Annotated in this window: 1 protein-coding gene; it reads left to right on the top strand. The window is 28.7% G+C overall.

What is annotated here, in order from left to right; genetic code table 11:
- A partial coding sequence (locus tag MBFIL_RS04895) for a transposase (RefSeq protein ID WP_211261719.1) occupies positions 1 to 626 on the top strand: 626 nt, incomplete at its 5' end.
- Positions 627 to 711: the final 85 nt, after the last annotated feature.

The following is a 711-nucleotide window of genomic DNA, read 5'->3' as shown; positions in this document are numbered from 1 at the left end:
CAATTTACATTTTAGATTCAGGATATTACTCTAACGAAAACTTAGAAACAGCAGATAAAAATGACATAAATGCACTAATAATGCCCAAAGGAATCTCAAAACAACTTAATGACATTTACAGAGTGAATAATGGACTTAAAAAACCTCTCCGTATTGAAGAGTTAGAAAAAATAAGTAAAAAATATTTTGAAAAAGGAAATAAGAAAATCACATGTTTAAATGGTGAAATATTACCATTAGAGAACATTAAAGAGATAAACAGTAAATATAATCGTCAACATAACTCTAATCCCAAATACATGGAAAGATCATATAATTACTATTGCTTGTCCCATTCATCATGCCCATTTAAGGAAAAATGCTTGTGTGGTGATGGTGTAACTCCTATAAACTACAGAATCACCACACTTAAACATGAAATGATTAATAAAATGACTCAAAAACGCTATTTAACTATTTATGCTGAACGGTTCCAAACTGAAGGCGTAAATGGTTATCTTAAGCGTAGTAATGGTGTTTTAATGCTTTTAGGTTCCAATAAAGTAGCTGCAACTAATGAAATAAACATCAGAAATGCAATATATAATACCATACGAACAAGAAATCTAAAAGACACAATATACTAGAAAAAACATAAATAAACATAGTATAAAACCATACATGTCTAAATAAGTATCCCTTAGTCAGTATGCCATTTATCAAAACATAATT

The sequence above is a fragment of the Methanobrevibacter filiformis genome, assembly GCF_001639265.1.
Taxonomy (GTDB): Archaea; Methanobacteriota; Methanobacteria; order Methanobacteriales; family Methanobacteriaceae; genus Methanacia; species Methanacia filiformis.
This window is presented reverse-complemented; position numbering and strand designations above follow the sequence as displayed.